Annotated in this window: 23 protein-coding genes, 1 tRNA gene and 1 pseudogene; 5 read left to right on the forward strand and 20 right to left on the reverse strand. The window is 58.3% G+C overall.

The window, feature by feature from the left end; all coding sequences use genetic code 11:
- Nucleotides 1–52: 52 nt before the first annotated feature.
- Together ATY79_RS18835 and bfr are read left to right on the forward strand one after the other, a co-directional pair.
- Nucleotides 53–454 carry a (2Fe-2S)-binding protein gene (locus ATY79_RS18835; RefSeq protein WP_088693096.1) on the forward strand — a complete coding sequence of 134 codons (402 nt, stop codon included), beginning with the start codon at nt 53–55 and terminating at the stop codon, nt 452–454.
- Nucleotides 420–905 (forward strand): bacterioferritin, encoded by a 486-nt coding sequence (gene bfr / locus ATY79_RS18840; protein WP_007528518.1) that lies wholly within the window; start codon nt 420–422, stop codon nt 903–905. Before ATY79_RS18835 ends, bfr begins: the two co-directional genes overlap by 35 nt.
- Before the next feature lie 38 nt (nt 906–943).
- Here bfr and ATY79_RS18845 read toward each other — a convergent pair whose 3' ends face one another.
- The 6 genes from ATY79_RS18845 to rsfS form a co-directional block, all read right to left on the reverse strand.
- The gene (locus ATY79_RS18845) at nt 944–1,477 is read right to left on the reverse strand and encodes an RNA pyrophosphohydrolase (RefSeq protein ID WP_088693097.1); all 534 of its coding nucleotides are present in this window, start codon (nt 1,475–1,477) and stop codon (nt 944–946) included.
- A gap of 13 nt (nt 1,478–1,490) precedes the next feature.
- Nucleotides 1,491–2,696: a divergent polysaccharide deacetylase family protein gene (locus ATY79_RS18850; RefSeq protein ID WP_088704570.1), complete on the reverse strand. Its 1,206-nt coding sequence runs from the start codon at nt 2,694–2,696 to the stop codon at nt 1,491–1,493.
- 81 nt (nt 2,697–2,777) lie between these two features.
- A complete protein-coding gene (locus ATY79_RS18855; RefSeq protein WP_088693099.1) occupies nt 2,778–4,100 on the reverse strand; it encodes a S41 family peptidase in 1,323 nt (440 codons plus the stop codon).
- The gene (locus tag ATY79_RS18860) at nt 4,090–5,529 is read right to left on the reverse strand and encodes a murein hydrolase activator EnvC (protein WP_088704571.1); all 1,440 of its coding nucleotides are present in this window, start codon (nt 5,527–5,529) and stop codon (nt 4,090–4,092) included. The genes ATY79_RS18855 and ATY79_RS18860 overlap by 11 nt, the downstream gene beginning before the upstream one ends.
- Before the next feature lie 119 nt (nt 5,530–5,648).
- Nucleotides 5,649–6,131, reverse strand: coding sequence for a 23S rRNA (pseudouridine(1915)-N(3))-methyltransferase RlmH (rlmH, locus tag ATY79_RS18865; protein WP_088693101.1), 483 nt, complete (start codon nt 6,129–6,131; stop codon nt 5,649–5,651).
- 111 nt (nt 6,132–6,242) lie between these two features.
- Complete coding sequence (rsfS, locus tag ATY79_RS18870; RefSeq protein ID WP_007791018.1) at nt 6,243–6,686, reverse strand: ribosome silencing factor; 444 nt, start codon at nt 6,684–6,686, stop codon at nt 6,243–6,245.
- A gap of 204 nt (nt 6,687–6,890) precedes the next feature.
- Here rsfS and ATY79_RS18875 point away from each other — a divergent pair, with 204 nt between their 5' ends.
- On the forward strand, nt 6,891–7,262 hold the full coding sequence (locus ATY79_RS18875; RefSeq protein ID WP_088693102.1) for a winged helix-turn-helix domain-containing protein: 372 nt from the start codon (nt 6,891–6,893) through the stop codon (nt 7,260–7,262).
- On the opposite strand, the gene modC is transcribed toward ATY79_RS18875, so the two are convergent.
- The 7 genes from modC to obgE form a co-directional block, all read right to left on the reverse strand.
- Nucleotides 7,263–8,330: a molybdenum ABC transporter ATP-binding protein gene (modC, locus tag ATY79_RS18880; RefSeq protein WP_088693103.1), complete on the reverse strand. Its 1,068-nt coding sequence runs from the start codon at nt 8,328–8,330 to the stop codon at nt 7,263–7,265.
- A complete protein-coding gene (gene modB, locus ATY79_RS18885) occupies nt 8,327–9,028 on the reverse strand; it encodes a molybdate ABC transporter permease subunit (protein WP_088693104.1) in 702 nt (233 codons plus the stop codon). Before modB ends, modC begins: the two co-directional genes overlap by 4 nt.
- Nucleotides 9,029–9,100: 72 nt before the next feature.
- Nucleotides 9,101–9,886 carry a molybdate ABC transporter substrate-binding protein gene (gene modA, locus ATY79_RS18890; protein WP_088704640.1) on the reverse strand — a complete coding sequence of 262 codons (786 nt, stop codon included), beginning with the start codon at nt 9,884–9,886 and terminating at the stop codon, nt 9,101–9,103.
- Nucleotides 9,887–10,375: 489 nt separating this feature from the next.
- Complete coding sequence (locus ATY79_RS18895; RefSeq protein WP_245312400.1) at nt 10,376–10,969, reverse strand: nicotinate-nucleotide adenylyltransferase; 594 nt, start codon at nt 10,967–10,969, stop codon at nt 10,376–10,378.
- A 37-nt stretch (nt 10,970–11,006) separates the two neighbouring features.
- Nucleotides 11,007–12,290: a glutamate-5-semialdehyde dehydrogenase gene (locus ATY79_RS18900; protein ID WP_088693106.1), complete on the reverse strand. Its 1,284-nt coding sequence runs from the start codon at nt 12,288–12,290 to the stop codon at nt 11,007–11,009.
- Entirely contained in the window at nt 12,283–13,452 is a 1,170-nt protein-coding gene (gene proB, locus ATY79_RS18905; protein ID WP_088693107.1) for a glutamate 5-kinase, read from the reverse strand. The genes ATY79_RS18900 and proB overlap by 8 nt, the downstream gene beginning before the upstream one ends.
- Complete coding sequence (gene obgE / locus ATY79_RS18910) at nt 13,439–14,521, reverse strand: GTPase ObgE (RefSeq protein WP_088693108.1); 1,083 nt, start codon at nt 14,519–14,521, stop codon at nt 13,439–13,441. Before obgE ends, proB begins: the two co-directional genes overlap by 14 nt.
- Before the next feature lie 84 nt (nt 14,522–14,605).
- Here obgE and ATY79_RS18915 point away from each other — a divergent pair, with 84 nt between their 5' ends.
- Nucleotides 14,606–15,469, forward strand: a complete 864-nt coding sequence (locus ATY79_RS18915; RefSeq protein ID WP_088704641.1) for an endonuclease/exonuclease/phosphatase family protein — start codon at nt 14,606–14,608, stop codon at nt 15,467–15,469.
- 41 nt (nt 15,470–15,510) lie between these two features.
- Here the strand turns inward: ATY79_RS18915 and ATY79_RS18920 are convergent, their stop codons facing one another.
- From ATY79_RS18920 to rplU, 4 genes are all read right to left on the reverse strand, one after another.
- On the reverse strand, nt 15,511–16,098 hold the full coding sequence (locus tag ATY79_RS18920) for a GNAT family N-acetyltransferase (protein WP_189637155.1): 588 nt from the start codon (nt 16,096–16,098) through the stop codon (nt 15,511–15,513).
- Nucleotides 16,095–16,751 (reverse strand): GNAT family protein, encoded by a 657-nt coding sequence (locus ATY79_RS18925; protein WP_088693110.1) that lies wholly within the window; start codon nt 16,749–16,751, stop codon nt 16,095–16,097. The genes ATY79_RS18920 and ATY79_RS18925 overlap by 4 nt, the downstream gene beginning before the upstream one ends.
- Before the next feature lie 126 nt (nt 16,752–16,877).
- The gene (gene rpmA, locus ATY79_RS18930) at nt 16,878–17,147 is read right to left on the reverse strand and encodes a 50S ribosomal protein L27 (RefSeq protein WP_004127267.1); all 270 of its coding nucleotides are present in this window, start codon (nt 17,145–17,147) and stop codon (nt 16,878–16,880) included.
- Between the two features lie 34 nt (nt 17,148–17,181).
- On the reverse strand, nt 17,182–17,499 hold the full coding sequence (gene rplU / locus ATY79_RS18935; protein WP_088704573.1) for a 50S ribosomal protein L21: 318 nt from the start codon (nt 17,497–17,499) through the stop codon (nt 17,182–17,184).
- Between the two features lie 305 nt (nt 17,500–17,804).
- On the opposite strand from rplU, the gene ATY79_RS18940 reads away from it, so the two are divergent.
- Nucleotides 17,805–17,894: transfer RNA gene (locus ATY79_RS18940), tRNA-Ser, on the forward strand.
- A gap of 111 nt (nt 17,895–18,005) precedes the next feature.
- On the opposite strand, the gene ATY79_RS18945 is transcribed toward ATY79_RS18940, so the two are convergent.
- From ATY79_RS18945 to ATY79_RS31595, 3 genes and pseudogenes are all read right to left on the reverse strand, one after another.
- Entirely contained in the window at nt 18,006–18,761 is a 756-nt protein-coding gene (locus ATY79_RS18945; RefSeq protein WP_088704574.1) for a DUF6602 domain-containing protein, read from the reverse strand.
- 462 nt (nt 18,762–19,223) lie between these two features.
- The gene (locus ATY79_RS18950) at nt 19,224–19,868 is read right to left on the reverse strand and encodes an NYN domain-containing protein (protein ID WP_141105738.1); all 645 of its coding nucleotides are present in this window, start codon (nt 19,866–19,868) and stop codon (nt 19,224–19,226) included.
- Between the two features lie 192 nt (nt 19,869–20,060).
- A pseudogene (locus ATY79_RS31595) lies at nt 20,061–20,182 on the reverse strand (thioredoxin); the annotation flags it as partial.
- Between the last annotated feature and the right edge of the window lie 33 nt (nt 20,183–20,215).

Below are 20,215 nucleotides of genomic sequence, written 5' to 3' on the forward strand. Positions count from 1 at the left end.
CTGCTGGATCGCAGCACCCACGAAGAGCCTCTTACGTTTCAACATGCAATGAATGGCCTCGTCCATCACTCGATTTTTCTTGACACTCGCCGTCTCCTTTTGCAGAAAAGACGATAGTGAATGTCATGTTTGGAATGACGCCGTGCTTGTCTGCAGCTGCAATTACATAACTGATCATGAAATCCGGGAAGTTATCACCGAGCTTCTCGAGCAAGATTGTTGGCAGCTGATCGTGCCTGCAAAGGTATACCACGCCATGGGAAAGCGCGGCCGCTGCTGTGGCTGCTTCCCAAACGTGGTCGATATTATCATCCAGACGACCGAGGAATATCACGCCCGTCACCACTCGACGGAAGCCGAAATATTTGATTTCATGTCCCGCCTGAGAAAATTCCATGAAGAAAACAGGAGAGCGGACATTGAAAGGCGACAAAAAAGTCATCGAGCGGCTTAACGAGGCCCTCTTTCTCGAGCTCGGCGCCGTAAACCAATACTGGGTCCATTACCGACTTCTTGAAGACTGGGGCTATACCAAGCTCGCCAAGAAGGAACGGGCAGAATCCATTGAGGAAATGCATCACGCCGACCGCTTGGTCGCACGCATCATCTTCCTCGAAGGTCACCCCAACCTCCAGACCCTTGCTCCGCTTCGCATCGGCCAGAACGTCAAGGAAGTTCTGGAAGCCGATCTTGCCGGCGAATACGATGCGCGCACCGCTTACAAGAAGTCACGCGACATCTGTCACGAGGCCGGCGACTATGTCTCGATGAAGCTTTTTGAGGAACTCCTGGCGGACGAGGAGGGCCACATCGACTTCCTCGAAACGCAGCTGGAGCTGCTCGGCAAGATCGGCGAATCGAAGTACGGCCAGCTCAACGCCGACTCCGCCAACGAGGCCGAGTAATGATTGTCATGATCGGCAGCCCTAAAGCCGCCGGTCATTTACCCTGCGGCACTCAGGCCAACCAGATGCCTGAACTCGTCGACCACCTGCTCATAGACGGCCCGCTTGAAGGGCACGATGAGACCGGGCAGGCTTTCCATCGGCTTCCAATCCCAGGCATCGAACTCAGGCGCATGGCCACCGGGCGGCGGATTGATCGCGACCTCGCTCTCGTCACCATCGAAACGGAACGCAAACCAGCGCTGCGTCTGGCCGCGGAACCTGCCCTTCAATCCGATGCCGATCAGCTGGGGCGGTAAATCATAGTTGATCCAATTATGCGCCTCGGCCAGCAGCGTCACGGTGCGAATGCCTGTCTCCTCGTAAAGCTCGCGGTAGGCCGCCTCAAGAGGATCCTCGCCCTTGTCGATGCCGCCCTGCGGCATCTGCCAAAGCTGCGGCGATCCGTCATACTCGGAATTTTCTTCAGGAATCCGTCGCCCTGCCCATACAAGGCCCTGGCGGTTGAGAATCATGACACCGACGCAGGGGCGATACGGCAGGTCTTCGGCTTTGACGATCGGCTTGCTCATAGGCTCTCTCTGTTCAAGGTCTTTTCGGATCATTGGTCAGCGCTGCTACACCGACAATCTCAATGCCTCGCATTGCCGCTTCCTGCGTCCATTGCGCGATGGCGTCAATGCTCTCATCGAAGGCGGCAGCGACGCCGATCGCCTGGCCGTTACGCTTCGCGACGCGTTCCAGTTCGTCCAGTTTCTGGATGATGGCGTTCACGTCAAGCTGCTTGTCCAACTGCACATCTGCGAAGGCGTAGGGCGCCTCTGTTCCCTTTGCGATCGCGGCGGTCTTGGATTGGGCCGACGTTCCGTCATCAAGGAACAGCAGCCCGCGTTTTCCGATATCCCGCATGACCGGCTCCATAGCGTTGGGGTCGGAAAGGAAGCGCCCACCCTGATAGTTCATGATGCCGGTATAATTCGTGATCTCGCCCATCGCCCTGTGCAGGTTTTCGATATTCTTCGCAACCGACGTTGACGTAAGCAGCGTGTCCGGGGCGGGATCATTTGCCGGGTAATCAAAAGGCTCGAACGGAACCTGCAGCAGGATTTCGTGGCCGCCACGGCGCGCTTCCTGCATCCAGCGCTGCAAGCTGTTGCCGCTGGCGGCAAAGGCGAAGGTGACTTCCTCCGGCAACTGCTGGATGGCCCGTTGTGTGCCCGTCTGGCTAAGCCCGAGCCCGCTGACGACGATCGCGATACGAGTCCCGTGAGCGCCGGACCATGGTCGCGCATACTGGTCCATCGGGCGACGTCCGTCCGGCCCGACGATCGGTAGCCGTCCCAACGGCGTGTCTTCCAGAAGCGCGTCGTTCGGTAGCGCCGCCATCCGTGGATCCTGCCCGACCTGCGAGGCATCGACCAACACCGGTCCATTTCCGTCGCGTTGTCTGGGGGAGTATTTCGTGACGACAGATCCGTCGCCGGTAACCATCCGCTCCACATTTGCGCCCGATCTCGGATCGGATGGCACCATGCCATTGGGAGCGGCAGCCGATGAAGTCTGCGACGGCGCCTGATTTTGGACGGTGTCGGAAGGTGGCACAGCCGTCTGGTCCTGCGCCAGCGGCTTCTCTCGCTTCAATCCGTCGCCGCGAAACGCCGTATAGAGCGACGTCGCCCCGATCAGCACGAGGCAGATCCCGGCGACAACACGCCCGGTGCGCAAAATACCCGGCCGTTGCCGCTTGGCCTTGCGGCTCTGTCCGAGGGGGGCGTGCAGATCGGTATTCAAACTTCTTTTCCGCTTCACAATCAGGACAGCAAAAAGGCGTCAGGCCGGACATACCATCCGGCCTGACGCCTCAAATTGCAATTACTTGGCGCTGACGGCCTTGTCCGGATTGGGCGGGAAGGCCGGATCGGTCTTCTTGCCGCGAAGCAGGTCAAGCGCGTAGTTGAGCTGGACGTCGTCCTTGGGATCCGGCGGAACATAGGCAACCGAACCGGAGCCTTCGTCTGTCTCGCTCTGGCCCTTGATGTGCCCGCGCAGGCTCGACTCGCCTTCCGTGGTCATCTTCCCTTTCAGGTCATCGGGAAGCGGCTCATCGACCTTGATGTCAGGCGTGATGCCCGTGCCCTGGATGGAGCGGCCAGACGGCGTGTAGTAGAGCGCTGTCGTCAGTCGCAACGCGCCGTTTTCGCCGAGCGGTATGATCGTCTGGACCGAGCCCTTGCCGAACGAACGCGTGCCGAGAACAGTTGCACGACGCAGATCCTGCAGCGCGCCAGCAACGATCTCCGAGGCCGATGCCGAACCGCCGTTGATCAACACGATCACCGGCTTGCCATCCGTCAGATCACCCGGACCAGCATTGAAGCGGCGGGTCTCGTCCGGATTACGACCGCGGGTGGATACCACTTCGCCACGCTGCAGCAGCGCGTCGGAAACCTGGATTGCCTGATCGAGCAGACCGCCCGGGTTCAGACGAAGATCGAGGACGTAGCCCTTCAGCTTGTCAGCCGGGACCGTCTTCTTGATCTTCTCGATCGCCTTCTCGAGATCAGGGTAAGTCTTCTCGGTAAAGGAGATGACGCGCAGATAGCCGACATCATCCTCGACGCGCGACTTCACGGCCTGAACCGCGACGACGTCGCGGACGATTGTCAGCTCGATCGGCTTGTCGGCACCCTTGCGGATCAGCGTCAGCTTGATCGGTGTGTTGACCGGACCACGCATCTTTTCGACCGCGTCTTCCAGCTTCAGGCCGCGAACCGATTGACCATCGATCTCGGAGATATAGTCACCAGCAAGAACGCCGGCCTTGGCTGCAGGCGTATCATCGATCGGCGTAATGACCTTGACGAGCTCGTCTTCCATGGTGACCTCGATACCGAGGCCGCCGAATTCGCCCTTCGTCTGGGTCTGCATGTCAGCTGCATCCTTGGCATTCATATAGCTCGAATGCGGATCCAGCGAAGAAAGCATGCCATTGATGGCGTTTTCGATGAGTTTGTCTTCGGCCGGCGGCGTCACATACTGTGCGCGCACACGCTCAAAAACGTCACCAAAAACGGAAAGCTCCTTGTAAGTGGAGGCTCCGGCTGCTTCTGCAGGCACGCCCGCCGAATAGATGACGCTCATCGCGGTCGCACCCATCAATGCGCCGACCAGAACAAAAGAAGCCCTACGAATCATTGCGTGCCTTTCCAGTGTCTTTAGCGGTCCACCATGGTCGGGAATCGACCGGTTTTCCATCTTTTCGAAATTCAATGTAAAGCGTTGGACGGTTGGTTTCCAGCGCCAATGCAGTCGCGCTCGCTACTCTTTTTGCACCCATGGCGGCAAGCGGCTCGCCGGCGAAAACGAACTTGCCCTGACGCGTGCTGATCGTCTCCATTCCAGAAAGGACAAGGTGGTAGCCGTCGCCTGCGTCGAGGATGATCATCTGGCCGTAGCTGCGGAATGCACCTGCATAGACGACAAGGCCGTCAGCGGGAGCGGTAACCACCGTTTCCGGATTGGTGGCAAGCGTCATTCCCATCGCCTCATGGCCGGTTCCGTCGGCATCGCCGAACTGGCGCAGCACATCGCCTGCCACAGGCAATTCCAGCTTCGCCTTCAAGTCTCCGAAGGGATATGCGGGCGCAATGCGGTTTTTATCAGGCACACCGCTTTCCGCGAGCGCCTTGGCGTGGGCGCGCTGCTCGTCGGTGAGAAGCTTGCGGTTCTCCTCGGCCTGGCGGGCTGCAGCGGCGGCGTCGCGAACCGATGCGATCTCGGTTTCCATCGATGCGACCAGCCCCTCCAGGCTTGTCGCCTTGCTGGCAAGATCTTCCGAGCGCTTCTTTTGTGCATCCAGTTCCGCGGTGCTGCTGCGGCTCAGCTTCTCGTTCTCGGCGAGAAGCAAATCCATCCGTCGCTCTTCCTCGATACTGTTCGTCATCGTTGCGGTGAAGGCTGATTTCTCCGCAGCACTGGCTGCCTGCAACGAAGACAGGTTGGCAAGATCGGCGGCTAGCTTGTCGGTCTCCCTTCGGATACCGGGAACCACTGCGCCAAGCAGGATTGCGCTTCGGACCGAAGCGAGCGCATCGTCGGGTGTCACGAGGAGGGCCGGCGGCGGATTGCGGCCCATGCGCTGCAGGGCACCCAGCACCTCGGCCAGCAAGCCGCGCCGTTCATGCAGCGACCGGCGAACCGCGTCTTCCTTGACGCCGAGATCGGCGAGCTTCTTCTCGCTTTCCAGGATTTGTTTCTCAAGCGCCTTGCGCCGCGTCGCTGAATCGATCAGCGCCTGACGAACACTGCTGCTGTTCTTGTCCAGATCCGCAATGCTCTTCTGAAGCTCGGCAACCTTATCTGATGAAAGGTCGATCGTTTTAGACAAGGCTTCGAGTACAGCCCGCGTCTCGTCCCGCTTCCTTGCCAGATCAGCTGCCGGATCGGGCCGCTCCTCAGCGGCCGTGCCAGTCGTGGCGGCAGGTGTTTCGGCCGGCGGCATCTGCGCAGCTTCCGGCGCATCCTGGGCGACGGCGCGGTTCTCAACTGCTGCCACAGACACACCCAAGCCTACGGCCAGGGCCGTCAGAATGACGTATTTTGGCTTGAACGCACGTGGCGGCATACGAACCTTGAAATCCTTTCAAATCGCGCGGAGATTAGGCTGATTTGGCGTTCTTTGCCAGATCGATTGAGGGTTAGCGCACGTCGCAACAGACACGCCTGCGTGAGCAGCAAAGCCCATCATACGCGATGATAGGGATGGCCGGAAAGGATCGTCACGGCTCGATAAAGCTGTTCGGCGATCAGCGTACGAACCAACTGATGCGGCCAAGTCATCTTGCCGAGACAAAGGGTTGCATCGGCAAGGTTGTACAAAGACGGATCGAGACCGTCGGCGCCGCCGATGGCAATCATTAGGTCGCGCTTGCCCTGGTCGCGATAGTTTCCGAGGAGACTGGCAAACCCTTCGCTGTCCAGCGCCTTGCCTCGCTCGTCCAACAAAATGAGAACACTCCCGTCCGCCAGCGACTTCTGCAGCATCGCCGCTTCGTCACGCTTGCGGGTATCGGCGTTCGACGCACGACTTTCGGCAACTTCGGCCACGCGGGAGAATTCGAGGCCGACCGCCGGGCCGGCCTTGGCAAAACGATCGAAATAGCGGGCCGCAAGATCCTTCTCGGGGCCGGACTTCAGCCGCCCCACTGCAAAAAGACCAACACGCATCATCCGCTCCCTGCAGTTCGGCATAGGGCGGCACACACCTACCGCCGGCCGGATTCGTCCGGCCAATAAAATGCCGTCTATCAGGCGGCGGACCTAGCGTCCAGCAGCCTGTTAGTGCACCGTTTCTTCGTCCATATCGGGCGCGGCCCACATCTTTTCGATGTTGTAGAACTCGCGTATTTCAGGACGGAAGACATGGACGATGACATCGCCGGTGTCGATCAGGATCCAATCACCGCCTTCCTGACCTTCGACACGGGCGCTTCCAAGCCCTTCGTCTTTGAGATCAGTCAGCAGGTGGTCGGAGATCGCCATGACATGCCTGTTCGAGCGCCCGGAGACGACGACCATGAAGTCTCCCAGTGCCGATTTTCCAGCAATGTCGATGGTAACGATATCTTCAGCCTTAGAGTCCTCAAGGCTTGTGAGGACGGCGTGCAGGGCGCGGGCGGCAGCATCGGCGCCACGTTCCGGGCTCTTCGGGACAACGGCAAGCGTTTTTCCCTTGGCGTGTACTGTTGTCAGTGCTTTCCCTTTCTCGGAATGACAAAACATGCACATCACTGATTTGGTGACCAAATCATAATTAAGATAGGCACCAAACCATTAACGTTTCAAGACGTGTGCAATCACAAAGCGTGAATGTCCGTCTTGATCACAAACCATTGTTGAATGGAGGACTGCGCATGCGGCCTGCTGTGTACAGTCCTTATCACCACACGTAAAGTAAGTTCCGTTCCGACCGCAAAGATCCGTCCGATGAAAAACCCCGCCGAAGACACGCTCATTCCTGTACTCCGCATCAGCTTTCCTCACGAGGACCGGCTCGGCCGCGGCAAGATGGAACTGCTCGAACACATCAGAGAAACCGGATCGATTTCCGCCGCAGGCAGGGCGATGGACATGTCCTATCGTCGCGCCTGGTTACTTGTCAGCGACTTGAATCGGATGTTCCGGGATCCGGTGGTCGAGTCTCAGCGCGGTGGCCAGAAGGGCGGGGGCGCAGCGCTGACACCGTTCGGTGATGAACTCCTTGCCCGCTTTCGAAAGATGGAGCGGATGGTGAAGTTCACCCTTGCGGAGGATCTGGCCTGGCTCGAGGCCAACCGGTCGCCCCAAACCGGTCGTTGATCACTGTTCCAGCGCGACGGTCTTTATGACGGCAAAAACGGGGGCTCCGATGCACACACCTAGCCGCTCCGCCGAAAAACTCGTGATCCGCGAGAGAATTATATCCCCACCGCAATCGACGAGCACATCGATCGTGGCGTCATCGGCCTGCGTCATGTCCTGAACAGTGCCTTCAAGCACGTTCAGCGCGCTCAACGCCTCGGGCCTTCTCATTGCGAGCATCACATCGCGAGAGGGGATCCGGACCCGAACTGCCTTCCCAGGCGTCAGCGCCGCGCCCGGGACATGAAGCTGCGTTGATTTCAGTGTAATCGTGGCAATGCGATGCTGCGCATCGACGCTTTCGACCTTTCCCTCAAGGAGCGCACCCGCATCACGCCGCTCGAACGAGGCAGGCGGATGGTTCAACACATCCACGGCTGGGCCGACCGCCTCCACCGCGCCATCCCGCATGACCACGACCTGATTGGCGAGGCGCGCCACTTCGGCGATCGAGTGGCTGACATAGACGATCGGAATATCCATCTCGTCGCGCAAGCACTCGAGGTAGGGCATGACTTCTGCTTTTCGCGCATCATCCAATGCCGCTAAGGGTTCGTCCATCAGCAAGAGGCGGGGAGTCGAGAGTAGGGCCCGGCCGATTGCTACGCGTTGCTTCTCGCCACCGGAGAGTTTTTCCGGCCTGCGCTCGAGCAGGCTTTCGATACCGAGCAGCGCGACAATTCGATCCAGGCTCTCCGCCGGACCGACGACTTTGCCAAACCACCGACCGTATGACAGGTTGTGACGGACACTGAGGTGCGGAAACAATCGCGCCTCCTGAAACACATAGCCGAATCTTCGGCGGTGCTTAGGGACAAAGATCCGCCTGTCGGTATCCGTCATGACATCGCCATCCAGGATCACTTGCCCGTTGTCGGGCCTCGCTAGCCCAGCGATGATACGAATGATCGATGTCTTGCCGGAGCCCGAACGACCGAAAAGGGCAGTGATCCCCCGCTCAGAGGTGAAGCTGGCATCGAGGGAAAAGGTGCCAAGCTGCTGCTTTGCTTTCACGACGAGTGTCATTCCGGATCAATCCTCCTGCCGGCGATGCGCGAGAGGAATTCCGAGGCAAGCAAAGCGACCATCGAAATGGCGACAGCGACGAGCGTCAGCCGCAGGGCACCGGCATCACCGCCCGGGACCTGCGTGAAGGAGTAGATCGCCGAAGAAATGGTCTGTGTTTCCCCGGGGATGTTGGAGACGAACGTGATGGTTGCCCCGAACTCCCCCATCGCCTTGGCGAAGGAAAGGATCATTCCGGCGATGATCCCGGGCAGCGTCAGCGGCAACGTGATCGTCATGAAAACCCAGAGTGGGGCGGCTCCCAGCGTGCCAGCTGCCTCCTCCAGTTTTCGATCGACCGCTTCGATCGAGAGCCGGATGCTACGCACCATCAAGGGGAAGGCCATGACGGCACAGGCAAGCGCCGCACCTGTCCATCGAAAAGAAAAGACGACGCCGAAATGCTGGTCGAGAAAACTGCCGATCGGTCCGCGACGTCCAAAGAGGATCAGCAAGATGAAACCGGTGACGACAGGAGGAAGGATCAACGGCAAGTGAACGACCACATTCAGGATCGACCTACCCCAAAACCGTCCGCGCGCCAGCAACAGGGCTACTCCGATGCCGAATGGCAAACTCGCCAGCATCGCGACCACTGACACGCGCAGGCTGAGCAAGATCGCCGTCCATTCATCGTTGCTCAGGCCGAGTGCATCCAAGCCATCTCTCCAAAATATAAGGCCCGTCCGAGCGGGCCTTCTCACGCTATGTCTTCATGCGAAAAATCGCAATCATTTCAAGATGGTGAAGCCCTTCTCAGTAAAGAAATGAGCGGCTTTTTCCGACTTCAGGAAGTTGAGGTAGGCCGCAGCATCCGGATTCTTGCTCTCTGAGAGAATGGCGATCGGATAAATGATCGGCGGATGCGAATCGGCCGGGAAAGTGCCGACAACGGCAACGCCCGCGTCCGCGGAGGCATCGGTCTGATAGACGATGCCATAGGGAGCCTCACCGCGCGATACCAACGCGAGCGCGGCACGAACGCTTTCAGCGCCGGCGACCTTGGCTTCAACCGAGGGCCACACGCCAAGCGCTTCAAGCGCAGCCTTGCCGTACTTGCCGGCCGGAACCGACTTCACCTCACCCATGGCAAGCTTGCCGTCTCCGAGCAACGCGGCAAGATCGAAGCCCTTCAATATCTCGACCGGTTTGGCGTGATCCTTGGCTGCGACAAGCACGATCTTGTTACCCAGCAGATTGGACCGGCTGTCGGACTTGATCAGATTCTTTTTCGCAAGGTAGTCCATCCAGTCCAGGTCGGCGGAGATGAAGATGTCCGCAGGTGCGCCGCCTTCGATCTGCTTAGCAAGTGCAGAGCTCGCAGCGTACGAAGCAACAGCCTCCTTACCGCCCTCTTTCGCCCAAGCGGCATTCGCCGCGTCGAGAGCATTCTTCAGGCTGGCGGCTGCGAAAACAGTAACCTTCTCCACAGCCGCGGCAGGTGTCGCGGCAACACCCAGAAAGGCGGCCGAAATGGCGGCGGCAGTGAATTTGATCCATTGGCGGCGACTTTGCATTGATATCTCCCCGAGTTCGAAATATTCGTAGAGATATAACGTCGCCAGTGCCTTGGCTAGCGCTATATTTTCCCAAGCATAACCCTTCGAGTCGCCCATCAATCTCAGACTTCACGCATTCGTGAATCGCATATCTAAGCACCATCGACTCACAAAATCGCAGAAATGGCCCTATGATTTTAGGGTAAGATTATCCAAAGGTTTGAAATTTCTGCAAAAGTAGCCAAAGATTGCGAAATAATTAGGCAAGAACGGAGAGGTCTCGGCCCGGAGCCATGCTTGTGTCGCATTGCTGCAATGCAATGAACCCGGTTCAAAAATTCGGCGACTATGATACAACACACTCATCGAACGGCGATCTCCTCCTCCCAAAGCCGTTGGATATGGATCGGCAACACTCCTCCTCCCAGTTGTCGATCAAGTTTATAAAGCCCGACGGATCTCCTCCCCCGTCGGGCTTTTCATTTGTCAAACCCCGGAAAAATCGAATTATCTGATGGCACCGTTCGTGGCGCGAATGGCGGTCGAGCTGTGGCCGGAGCGCGGACCGTGTATGAAGGTCCAGGCTGGCGCCTGGCGCTTCCAGAGCGCGCGGGAATCGTCCTCGTCAACGCGGGCGAAATCAAACGTCCTCGCCATCTTCGATGAAAGGAACGACAAAGTGGAACCGGGGCGGTCAATCACCGCAATCGGGAATGTGTTGACGATGTCCTGCCAGCGTTGCCACTGATGTAAAGTCTTCAAGCTGTCCGCCCCCATGATCCAGATAAAATGGACATGTGGATTGCGCGCCTTCACACGAGCCAGCGTGTTTGCCGTGAAGCTTGTCGCGAAATCGCGCTCGAATGCTGTGATCTTGATCGAGGGATGGCGAGCAAGCCGCTCGCTCAGCGCTATGCGTTCGGAAAGCGGCAACAGATGGCGTCGATCCTTGAGCGGATTGCCCGGCGTGACAATCCACCACAACTGATCGAGGCCGAGCCGCTTGATCGCGATTTCGGCCACTAGCGCGTGTCCGTCATGCGGCGGATTGAAGGAGCCGCCGAAAAGACCGACGACCATGCCGCGCTCCGTATGCGGCATGCGAAGATAACGTCGATCGACTTCGTCGTTGATCACGTCAGGGCCGGGTCTGTCCGGTGCCGTGCACCCGATACTTGAATGATGTCAACTGCTCGACGCCGACGGGGCCGCGGGCGTGCATCTTGCCGGTCGCGATGCCGATCTCGGCCCCCATTCCGAACTCGCCGCCATCAGCAAACTGGGTCGATGCGTTGTGCAACAGGATCGCGGAATCGACCTCGGTGAAGAACCGCTCCACTACATCAGGATCGTCGGCAATCACTGCCTCGGTGTGGTTGGAGGAATAAGTCTGGATATGCTGGATCGCCCCGGAAATGCCGTCGACAACGCCAACCGAAACGATCGCATCCAGATATTCCGTCGACCAATCCTCCTCGGTGGCCGCCTTCGCGCCAGGCATTGCCTGAACAACCTCAGCCGAACCGCGAATCTCGCAACCGGCTCCTGCTAGGGCCTCCAGCAGCGGGCGAAGATGGGTCTTGGCAACAGCCCGGTCTACGAGAATCGTTTCCACCGCACCGCAGATACCGGTGCGCCGCATCTTGGCGTTGACGACGATCTCCTTGGCCATGCCGAGATCGGCCGACGCGTCCACATAGATATGGCAAAGTCCTTCAAGGTGCGCGAAAACGGGTACCCTCGCCTCGTTCTGAACTCGTGCAACAAGACTTTTGCCGCCACGCGGAACGATAACGTCGATCGTACCATCCAATCCGCGCAACATAGCGCCAACAGCAGCGCGATCGGTCACCGGCACGAGCTGAATTGCATGCTCCGGAAGTCCGGCAGCCTTCAGGCCCTGCACAAGGCAGGCATGGATTGCCTGCGATGAACGCCGGGAATCCGAACCGCACCGCAAAATGACCGCATTGCCGGCTTTCAAGCAGAGCGCACCGGCATCTGCCGTGACGTTCGGACGGCTCTCGAAGATCACGCCGATCACGCCGAGCGGCGTGCGGACGCGCTCGATCTTCAGGCCATTCGGCCGTTCCCACGCCGCGATTACCTCGCCGACCGGGTCCCTCAGAGCAGCAATTGCGCGGATGCCATCAGCCATCTCGGCGATGCGCTTGTCGGTCAGTGTCAGACGATCGACGAAGGACGCGAGCATCTCCGTGCCGGCAACATCCTTCAGATCCTTGGCATTTTCGGAGAGGATATGATCCTTGTTGGCGAGGATCGCATCGGCCATAGCATTCAATGCCCTGTTCTTAGCTTCGGTGGACGCGAAGCCCAACGGTCGCGCCGCAGCCTTGGCCTTGCGGCCGATGTCATTCATCAGCGCGTCAATGTCAGGGCTCTGCGCAACAGTATCAAGCATAGCTTGTGTCCTTCTTCTGCCTTTCCGATTTCGAACCGATCTGCGACGTCATCACCATGTCGTCGCGATGGATCATTGCCGCGCGTCCCGCGTAACCGAGGATTGCCTCGATCTCGGTCGATTTGCGACCAGTAATCTGCCGGGCCTCTTCGGCATCATAGCCAGCAAGCCCGCGCGCGATTTCGCGGCCCTGAGGGCCCACAATCGCCACCGTATCGCCACGGCTGAAAAGCCCGATAACCTTGCGAACACCGGCTGGCAGCAGGCTCTTGCCGGCGCCGAGCGCAGCAGCAGCGCCCTCATCGACGTGAAGTTCGCCTGCCGGCTGCAACTGTCCGGCAATCCAAGTCTTTCGTGCCGTAACGGGCGTCCTTGAAGGGGCGAACCATGAGGACCGTGCCCCATTCTCGATTGCCGAGAGCGGGCTACCTGCCTTGCCGGAGGCAATGATCATTGCGCAGCCGGCCGTCGTCGCAATCTTGCCGGCATCGATCTTGGTGCGCATGCCGCCACGCGACAGCTCGGACGCGGCACCGCCAGCCATGGCTTCAATTTCAGGCGTGATCTCAGCAATCGTGGCCAGAAACTCCGCCTGCGGATCGAGGTGCGGCGGCGCCGTATAGAGGCCATCAATGTCCGACAGCAGAATCAGCAGATCGGCGCCGGCCATCGTCGCGACACGCGCAGCCAGGCGATCATTGTCGCCATAGCGGATTTCGCTGGTAGCAACAGTGTCGTTCTCGTTGATGATCGGCACGGCACCGATCTTCAAAAGTTGGTTGATGGTGGCGCGCGCGTTCAGATAGCGGCGACGCTCTTCGGTGTCGCCGAGCGTCAGCAGAATCTGGCCCGCGACGATCTCGTCGCGCGACAAGCTTTCTGACCAGGCGCGCGCCAAGGCGATCTGGCCGACGGCCGCCGACGCCTGGCTTTCCTCCAGCTTCAGCGCGCCAGAAGGCAGGTCGAGGACCGAACGACCAAGTGCGATGGCACCCGAGGAAACGACGAGGACGTCAACGCCCTTGGCTTTCAGCGCCGCAATATCGCGGCACATTGCATCCAGCCATGCCTTTTTCAGACCCGTCTTGCGATCGACAAGGAGAGCCGAGCCAATCTTGATAACGACGCGGCGATAACGCCCAAGCGACTTACGCGTCGTCATTGGCCTCGCCTTCATCTTCCGACACCATGTCGCGGTGACGAAGTTTTGGTGCCTTGGCGAGCTTTTCCGCCGCGCCGGCATTCGCCTCGACGATGATATCGCGCAGGGCACGCAACACTTCCGTCATGCCCTTGCCCGTCGCCGCGGAAATCTGGAACGGCGCCCTGCCGCAGGCCTTGGCAAGTTCCTTCGTCTTCTTCTTCAACGTGACGTCATCGAGAACATCGATCTGCGACAGAGCGACAATCTCAACCTTGTCGCCAAGGTCGCCGCCATATGCCTCGAGTTCGCGGCGGACGGTCGTGTAGGCTTTGCCAACCTTTTCCTCCTGCGAGGACACGAGATGCAGCAGTACGCGTGTGCGCTCGACGTGGCCGAGGAAGCGGTCCCCGATGCCGACACCCTCATGTGCGCCTTCGATCAGCCCCGGAATATCGGCAAGGACGAATTCCTGCCCGTCGACGGTCGCGACACCGAGGTTCGGGTGCAGCGTCGTAAAAGGATAGTTCGCAATCTTCGGTCGGGCGCGGGTGACGGCTGCGAGGAACGTGGACTTACCGGCATTCGGCAATCCAACAAGGCCCGCATCGGCAATCAACTTCAGATGCAGCCAGATCGTCTTTTCCTCGCCGGGGAGACCGGGATTGGCCCAGTCCGGCGCCTGATTGACCGAGGATTTAAAGTGCGCATTGCCGAAGCCGCCATTGCCGCCTGCGGCGAGCCGGAAGCGCTGTCCTTCTTCGGTCAGATCGCAGATCAACGTCTCCCTGTCTTCCTCGAAGATCTGCGTGCCGACAGGCACCTTGAGCGCCACGTCGTCGCCGTTCGCGCCGGTGCGGTTCTTGCCCATGCCATGCATGCCGATCTTGGCCTTGAAGTGCTGCTGATAGCGGAAGTCGATCAGCGTATTGAGACCATTGACCGCCTCGACCCAGACATCACCGCCGCGTCCGCCGTCGCCACCGTCAGGGCCGCCGAACTCGATGAACTTCTCGCGCCGGAACGAGACACTGCCCGCGCCGCCGTCTCCGGACTTGATATAGACCTTTGCTTCGTCGAGAAATTTCATCTTACTTCCATTGTGCGGTGGCAGTTCATCGCCCCTCTTGCCGCTTTCGATATAGGCGGTTCAATCGGAGGTCAAAGGATTATCGTGAAGTTTGCGAGCTATAACATACAGTACGGCTTCGGTCTTGATGGCATCTACGACCTCGACCGAATCGCTGCGAGCCTTAAGGGCGCCGACATCATCGCACTCCAGGAGGTGACCCGGGGCTTCGTCCGCAACGATTATGCCGACATGGCCGCGGATCTCGCAGCGCTTTTTCCCAACCACTTCTGGGTCTATGGACCGGCTTGCGACCTGCATGTCGAGGAAGCCTCGGAAGGCTGGCCGCTGCGCGGAACCCGCTTCCAGTTCGGAAACATGGTGCTCTCGCGTTGGCCGATCCTCTCGACCCGAACGCTGCATCTGCCGCGCAGCCGAACGATCTCCAAGATCAATCTCCAGCGTGGCGCGACCGAGGCCGTTATCGAGACGCCTGCCGGCGCGCTGCGCGTCTATTCGGTGCATCTCGATCATGTCTCCATCGACGAGCGCAGCCGGCAGCTTTCTCATCTGAACGAGCGTATCAACGCCTTCGTGTCCGAAGGCGGATCGCTTACGGGTGGCGAAGAGTTCGATATCAGCGATCCGCCGTTGACCGAGGATTACGTCGTGATGGGCGACTTCAACATGACGCCGGAATCGCCGGAATATTGCATTTTTGCCGGCGCCAGCGACGGCTATTACGGCCGTGTCCAGCGTATCGGCACGCCGGTTGACGCATTTGCCGTGTTGAAGGCCTACACGCCCGGCAGCTACAGCTGGATGGATCCCAAGGACCACGGCAAACGCATGCATCTCGACTACTGTTTCGTCAGCTGCGGCCTCACGGGCCGCCTGAAATCCGTGAAGATCGACACAAATTCGGTCGGCTCCGATCACTTCCCTGTCTGGGCAGAGATCGATGGCTAGGGTTGAGGCGTCCCGACACATCGGGACGCCTCCTTTTCATCTCAAGCGATCCTGGCCTGTTGTAGGGCGCCCGGCTTCAGCATCGTCTCGACATGTGTAACCATGGTGTTGCGTGCGTAGCTGTAGATTTCGCTGCAGCCGATCATGCGGAAGCCGAGCTTTTCCTGCAGTTTCAGCGAAGCCGGGTTATCGGCGAAGACGCCGGAATGAACCACCGTCTCAGGCATACGGCGCGAAAACCGCTCAAGCACAGCCAATACCGCCTCGCTCATATAGCCGCGCCGCCAGTAGTAGCGGTTCAGCCAGTAACCGAGGTGCCAAAGACCATGGCGAAGCTCGATGGCGACGACGCCGATATGGGCGTCGTCACCGGCGGTGATGGCAAACTGCCAGTCGGGCATGCCGCCCGCCGTCACCGGCACCAGCCAGTCGAGCGCGTCCTGCCTGTCGTAAGGCGCAGGGACACGCGCGAGCATGCGGGTAACGGCGAAGTCGGACAGCGTGTCGGCGATCGCATCTGCATCGCTCAGTCTGTGCGGGCGCAGCACCAGCCGGTCCGTTGTAATGACCGGCAACGGACCGGGCGTCATCGACTGGCTCCTGGCTCTTTGAAGACTGATAGCGTTCATAAGACGCTCCCCCAGCTTCTCAGCGACATCCAGGTCTTGCGGTCGAGTCTGTACCACTCGACTGGCACGTTGCTTCCAAGCGCAAGCGATGCCGCCAGCCCCGATCCCTGGAACTGGAAACCGCACTTCTGGATGACTCGCCGCGAAGCGACGTTCATCACCCGGCACCGGGCATCGATCTGGTCGACATCCTGCCGCGTGCGGAAGACCATATCGACCAGAGCATGGCATGCCTCGGTCATAAAGCCTTGATTCCAGTAATGTTCTCCAAGCCAGTAACCGATCTCGACGGTCCGCCCGTCGAGATGTGGTTCGACCCCACAGCACCCGATAAAGGCGCCGTTCTCGGCCTTGGTGATCGCATAGACGCACTTGCCAATCTCGCCGTTTTTCGTGCGTCGCACGAAGTCGGCGGCATCATTGGCCGTGTACGGGTGCGGCATACGCGACACCATGGTGGCGACTTTGGCATTGTTGGCAAGATGGGCAAGGGCGTCAATGTCTTCTTCGTGCGGCGCGCGCATAACGAGTCGCTCCGATAGTAAGACAGGGCAATCGGTCCTTAACCGCTCCGGCCTCAGCCGTTCCTTGGGAGACCGCTGGTCTTCCCGGGGAGACCACGATTGGCCTTCCCTCAACAATTCGCCTTGCATGTTCAGTCCTCCTTCGTTGGACAAGAAAAAAGGGGAGATGGCGCCCCATCTCCCCTGTTTTCTGGACTGAACCTGATACGCTCAGCCGGGTCGATGAGACGCCGGCTGTTTTAGAGCGCTACCGGCTTATTCCGCTGCTTCCGCTTTCGGCATTACAGACACGTATACGCGACCGTTGGCCTTCGTTCGGTAGTTCACATTGCCGGCGGTGAGAGCAAAGATCGTGTGATCCTTGCCGAGGCCGACGTTGGAACCCGGATGCCACTGCGTACCGCGCTGACGCACGATAATGTTGCCTGCGATGACGGCTTCGCCGCCAAACTTCTTCACGCCAAGGCGCTTGGATTCGGAATCACGACCGTTGCGCGACGAACCGCCAGCTTTTTTGTGTGCCATTGGTGTTCTCCTTTAAACCTTCAGTCCCGTGATCTTACTTAGCAGCCACGATGTCCGTGATGCGGACAACGGTGTGATGCTGACGATGGCCGCGCGAACGCTTCGAGTTCTGACGACGGCGCTTCTTGAAGGCAATGACCTTCTCGCCGCGGTTATGCTCGACCACTTCAGCCTTGACGGAAGCGCCCTTGACAAAGGGAGCACCAATCGCAGCGTCGGCGCCTTCGCCGATTACGAGGACTTCGGTGAATTCAATTGCGTCGCCAGCGGTTGCTTCAAGCTTCTCGATGGTCAGCACGTCGTTTGCCGCCACACGGTACTGCTTACCGCCGGTCTTGATGACTGCGAACATTTTTTATCCTTTCATGTTCGTTCCGGCTCATACCCGCCAAACAAGCAGGTGGCCGTCTTTTTATCAGTCGAGGTTAAGCAGGGATTTCAGAGGCTTTCGCCCAGAACTCTCGCTGCCGGTGATCCGCCCGCGCGAGCGCAAGACGGGCAGGCACGGACTTATCCACACCTATTGCGAAGCCGAGATACGCGAGGCCCAAAACACTGTCAAGGCAAAAGGATGAAAAGCTTTGAGATTTCGTCTTGCCAGCCCGCCATTCTGTCGCTATGTAGCCCCCCGCGCCGAACACGCGCCGACCTGACCGCGGAGAGGTGGCAGAGTGGTCGAATGCACCGCACTCGAAATGCGGCATACCTGCAAGGGTATCGTGGGTTCAAATCCCACCCTCTCCGCCACTGAATCCTGGATTGCCAATCGTTCCCCACTGTCCTCTGGTTTCAGTCGACCTTGAATGCTGTTGCCGAATTGGCTAGGGCCACACTGAAGGCGCATTCATTGCTGGCGGCCTAAGTCTTTTTCCAAAACCTATTCAGATCTGTGGCGTAGCTGAAATACGGAGCCGGATCCCGTCTGCCATTTTCTCGGTCGAGGAAATTGTTGATTGCGAAATGCAGAGCGACCAGTGCCTGACCGGTTTCGTTGTCTTCTGGCATCACCTTCCGATCCTTTAGATTGATTAGTCCTCGGTCCAGGACATATACGAAATCGATAGCCGTTGAGCCTCCGTTGGTAAGCCTATCTGCTTCCTTCGTTGCCCAATCCGTTTTGCCAATATCAGTGTCATAAGCAAATACGACGTGGAAATACCGGAACTTGTCGGTTTCTGTTCCGACATTTCGAACGATTCTCTGTTTTCCTGGGCGTAGATCCTTCAGGTCTGTAGCTGACTTGATGCATTTTTCAGCTTCTGCGGCGGTCAATTTCGACTTAACTTCTATGCTCACAAGAAGCGCTTCCGCGGGAATTACAAAGTAATCGCCTGCGTAAAAAGGGAAATTCTTGTCTCTATCGAAGATAATTACGTCCATCTGCGGACTTTTATTGCCGAATAGATCAACGGCCTCGCCGACAACTACTTCATATCGCGAAGGGAGGAGTTCTTTTAAGAAGTGTCTGATATCCGTTTCGCGCTCCGTCCCTTTAGCGCCGCGATGTTTAATATTCTTTGTCTCGCGAATCCTTAGAGAGAAATGAGCTATTGCTATTCCGAATCGATCCACGAAGTCTGGGACTGCGTGACCTTGGTGAACGCGTTTACGCACTACTGTCTCCGTCTTTTTTATGAACGGGAACGTAGTGCCGGGATCCTAAATTTCTGTTGTGGAGGCGAGCAAATCGCTTTCGTGGCACCTCCAGGGCATCCTACCCCTGATCTTCGATATAAAGGGAGATCACGTGGCGACGATCAGAAAGCTCAGAGGACGCTGGCAAGCCAAGTGCGTCGGCACGGTATGAAGCCTCGCTACAGTCGTTCGACAGCAAGCTCGAAGCCGAGAAGTGGGCACGCAACTGGGGATCCAGGTCGATCGCTTCGGTGCCGCACCCGATGCCAAGATCCTTGAAACTACAACGCTCGGCGAACTACTGAAACGCTTCCCGTGCGGCTCGGTCTAGGAGCTCCGGCGGATCGACGCCTGCGACGTCACAAGCTTGCATATCTAAAAGTGCGTCCGTTAACGCTCGATTGCGGCGGTGGCTTCTGTGCTCTGGCTGTCGCTTTCGAATCAGGCGGGAGGATCGTAAGCTGCCGGGCGTCTCGCTACCACAAGCCCGCTATCGGGGTCAGTGACAGTCGCCGGGAATAGTGTCCGTTCGAGGTGGATCTGTTTAATCGAAGCGAGCTTTTTCGACCCGACAAGTTGACCGATTTCTTTGCTGTGTCCTGCGTTCGGCGGCGAGATGACTTTGATTTTCTTGTGGGGGAATTCGTTCAGCACCATCCGAATCGCTGGCGTCAGATCACTGTCGCGGCTGATGATAAAGGCCTCATCGAAGTTGTCCTTATAGGCTTCGTTGAGCAGCCATAAAGCGATGTTGACGTCCGTCTCTTTTTCCTCGTGTGTTTTATAAGGTGTTTTGCAAATGCGGCAGTATGCGTCTTTTTCCTTGAAGCGCCCCATTACCGGCGTCACAGCGACTGTTTTCAGCGCTTCAACATACTGCTGATGTCGTCGGTGAGCATCAGGTCGCCAGGTTGCAAAAGCGGAGAAATAGAATATCGACTGCACTTCTTGCAATGTGGGGTCGGTGAATCCTTCGATGAGTTTTCTCAAATCCAGCCATTTTAGGTGCGGCAATTTGAGATTATCGATTGCGTGATAAAGGTTGAACCCATCGACAAAGCACTGAATTCGCGCTCTTTCCCCCATCAGGACCCCTAAAATGCGAACCCCCGAGCCGTGGCCCGGGGGAAGCGTCGCGGCCGTAGCCACGACGGGATTAATCAGCAATCTATATGTGATTTGCTTACAGAAAGTAAAGAGCGAATCAATCTGACGGACTCTTTTTGAGACAAGAGTCAAGCAACTACCATATATGGTATGGGTGGTGGCGTTGTGGCACTACGATAATCGCTCTACCCAGGTTGCGACTTCGTCGCTACTCTCATGTCCGATTGTCCACCAGACCGTCGATCATGAACGTTGGTGAGACGTGTATGCCGTTCTGCCGACCTGCAATGCCAGAAAAATCTCCGCTCTGGAATCTGTATATTTCG

Source organism: Rhizobium sp. R693 (assembly GCF_002211315.1).
GTDB lineage: Bacteria > Pseudomonadota > Alphaproteobacteria > Rhizobiales > Rhizobiaceae > Rhizobium.